Below are 3,166 nucleotides of genomic sequence, written 5' to 3' on the forward strand. Positions count from 1 at the left end.
TGCACAGTGGACGCGAGCATCTGTGGCCAAGTTTTTAAGGGCGCACGGTGGATGCCTTGGCACCAGGAACCGATGAAGGACGTGGGAGGCCGCGATAGGCCCCGGGGAGCTGTCAACCGAGCTTTGATCCGGGGGTGTCCGAATGGGGAAACCCGGCAGTCGTCATGGGCTGTCACCCGCTGCTGAACACATAGGCAGTGTGGAGGGAACGCGGGGAAGTGAAACATCTCAGTACCCGCAGGAAGAGAAAACAACCGTGATTCCGGGAGTAGTGGCGAGCGAAACTGGATGAGGCCAAACCGTATTGGTGTGATACCCGGCAGGGGTTGCCAGTGCGGGGTTGTGGGGTCTCTTTTCTGCAGTCTGCCGGCTGTGGGACGAGTCAGAAACCGTTGATGTAGGCGAAGGACATGCGAAAGGTCCGGCGTAGAGGGTAAGACCCCCGTAGCTGAAACGTCAGCGGCTCGTTGGAGAGATTCCCAAGTAGCACGGGGCCCGTGAAATCCCGTGTGAATCTGGCGGGACCACCCGTTAAGCCTAAATATTCCCTGGTGACCGATAGCGGATAGTACCGTGAGGGAATGGTGAAAAGTACCGCGGGAGCGGAGTGAAATAGTACCTGAAACCGTGTGCCTACAAGCCGTGGGAGCGTCGCTTGCAAGCTTGCTTGTAAGTCGTGACTGCGTGCCTTTTGAAGAATGAGCCTGCGAGTTTGCGGTATGTTGCGAGGTTAACCCGTGTGGGGAAGCCGTAGCGAAAGCGAGTCCGAAGAGGGCGTTTGAGTAGCGTGCCCAAGACCCGAAGCGGAGTGATCTAGCCATGGGCAGGCTGAAGCGGAGGTAAGACTTCGTGGAGGGCCGAACCCACCAGGGTTGAAAACCTGGGGGATGACCTGTGGTTAGGGGTGAAAGGCCAATCAAACTCCGTGATAGCTGGTTCTCCCCGAAATGCATTTAGGTGCAGCGTCGTGTGTTTCTTGCCGGAGGTAGAGCACTGGATAGGCGATGGGCCCTACCGGGTTACTGACCTTAGCCAAACTCCGAATGCCGGTAAGTGAGAGCGCGGCAGTGAGACTGTGGGGGATAAGCTCCATGGTCGAGAGGGAAACAGCCCAGAGCATCGACTAAGGCCCCTAAGCGTGTGCTAAGTGGGAAAGGATGTGGAGTCGCAGAGACAACCAGGAGGTTGGCTTAGAAGCAGCCATCCTTGAAAGAGTGCGTAATAGCTCACTGGTCAAGTGATTCCGCGCCGACAATGTAGCGGGGCTCAAGTACACCGCCGAAGTCGTGTCATTGCGATATTGCCTCTAACGGGGATCGTGATGGGTAGGGGAGCGTCGTGTGCCGGGTGAAGCAGCCGTGGAAGCGAGTTGTGGACGGTTCACGAGTGAGAATGCAGGCATGAGTAGCGATACAAGAGTGGGAAACTCTTGCGCCGATTGACTAAGGGTTCCTGGGTCAAGCTGATCTGCCCAGGGTAAGTCGGGACCTAAGGCGAGGCCGACAGGCGTAGTCGATGGACAACCGGTTGATATTCCGGTACCCGCTTTGAAGCGCCAAACATTGAATCAGGCGATGCTAAGGCCGTGAAGCCGCCCTGAGCTCTTCGGAGCGTAGGGGAGTGGTGGAGCCGCTGAACCAGACTTGTAGTAGGTGAGTGATGGGGTGACGCAGGAAGGTAGTCCAGCCCGGGCGGTGGTTGTCCCGGGGTAAGGGTGTAGGGCGCTGTCTAGGTAAATCCGGGCAGCTTGTGCCTGAGACCTGATGCCGAGCCGATTGTGGTGAAGTGGATGATCCTATGCTGTCGAGAAAAGCCTCTAGCGAGTTTCATGGCGGCCCGTACCCTAAACCGACTCAGGTGGTCAGGTAGAGAATACCGAGGCGTTCGGGTGAACTATGGTTAAGGAACTCGGCAAAATGCCCCCGTAACTTCGGGAGAAGGGGGGCCATTTCTGGTGATGGGCTTTGCGCCTTGAGCTGGGGGTGGCCGCAGAGACCAGCGAGAAGCGACTGTTTACTAAAAACACAGGTCCGTGCGAAGCCGTAAGGCGATGTATACGGACTGACGCCTGCCCGGTGCTGGAACGTTAAGGGGACCGGTTAGCTTGGATTCGTCCGGGCGAAGCTGAGAACTTAAGCGCCAGTAAACGGCGGTGGTAACTATAACCATCCTAAGGTAGCGAAATTCCTTGTCGGGTAAGTTCCGACCTGCACGAATGGCGTAACGACTTCTCGACTGTCTCAACCATAGGCCCGGTGAAATTGCATTACGAGTAAAGATGCTCGTTTCGCGCAGCAGGACGGAAAGACCCCGGGACCTTTACTATAGCTTGATATTGGTGTTCGGTTCGGCTTGTGTAGGATAGGTGGGAGACTGTGAAGCGGCCACGCCAGTGGTTGTGGAGTCGTTGTTGAAATACCACTCTGGTCGTGCTGGATGTCTAACCTGGGTCCGTGATCCGGATCAGGGACAGTGTCTGGTGGGTAGTTTAACTGGGGCGGTTGCCTCCTAAAGGGTAACGGAGGCGCCCAAAGGTTCCCTCAGCCTGGTTGGCAATCAGGTGTTGAGTGTAAGTGCACAAGGGAGCTTGACTGTGAGACTGACGGGTCGAGCAGGTACGAAAGTAGGGACTAGTGATCCGGCGGTGGCTTGTGGAAGCGCCGTCGCTCAACGGATAAAAGGTACCCCGGGGATAACAGGCTGATCTTCCCCAAGAGTCCATATCGACGGGATGGTTTGGCACCTCGATGTCGGCTCGTCGCATCCTGGGGCTGGAGTCGGTCCCAAGGGTTGGGCTGTTCGCCCATTAAAGCGGTACGCGAGCTGGGTTTAGAACGTCGTGAGACAGTTCGGTCCCTATCCGCTGTGCGCGTAGGAGTCTTGAGAAGGGCTGTCCCTAGTACGAGAGGACCGGGACGGACGGACCTCTGGTGTGCCAGTTGTTCTGCCAAGGGCATGGCTGGTTGGCTACGTTCGGAAAGGATAACCGCTGAAAGCATCTAAGCGGGAAGCCTGCTTCGAGATGAGGGCTCCCTCCCACTTGATGGGGTAAGGCTCCCAGTAGATGACTGGGTTGATAGGCCAGATATGGAAGCATCGTAAGGTGTGGAGTTGACTGGTACTAATAGGCCGAGGGCTTGTCCTCAGTTGCTCGCGTCCACTGTGT

1 rRNA gene is annotated in these 3,166 nt (G+C 56.8%); it reads left to right on the plus strand.

The annotated features are described in order from the left end of the window. Positions 1 to 24: 24 nt before the first annotated feature. Positions 25 to 3,145: ribosomal RNA gene (locus tag AZE13_RS33250) — 23S ribosomal RNA — on the plus strand. Positions 3,146 to 3,166: the final 21 nt, after the last annotated feature.

Source organism: Streptomyces sp. NBRC 110611 (assembly GCF_001590865.1).
In the GTDB taxonomy this organism is placed as follows: domain Bacteria; phylum Actinomycetota; class Actinomycetes; order Streptomycetales; family Streptomycetaceae; genus Streptomyces.